Consider the following 358-nt stretch of genomic DNA (forward strand, 5'->3'; position numbering starts at 1 on the left):
GTGTTAGCATCAAACGTAATTACATCTCCATTTACTGTAGTATGCGTAAATGTACCATCGCCATTATCTACGAAGAGGTCTGAACCTGTAGTGTTGGTAATAAGGTTGATAATTTCATTATAGATATCACCTTGGTTTTGGATGTTAGTTACCACATCTCCTACAACATCAATTGTAATTGTATCACCATTTGCGTTGGTTAGTGTGTAAGTTCCATTACCGTTATCTAACAATGTAGTGGTGTTTGCATCGAAAGTAATTACATCTCCATTTACTGTAGTATGCGTAAACGTACCATCGCCATTATCTACGAATTTATCTGAACCTGTGGTGTTGGTAATAAGGTTGATAATTTCAT

1 protein-coding gene is annotated in these 358 nt (G+C 35.8%); it reads right to left on the reverse strand.

The window, feature by feature from the left end:
* Nucleotides 1–358 (reverse strand): hypothetical protein (locus G3A46_RS14105; RefSeq protein WP_206736030.1); only part of this gene is annotated, 358 nt, incomplete at both ends.

It is taken from the genome of Aequorivita sp. KMM 9714, assembly GCF_011065475.1.
Classification (GTDB): Bacteria; Bacteroidota; Bacteroidia; order Flavobacteriales; family Flavobacteriaceae; genus Aequorivita; species Aequorivita sinensis.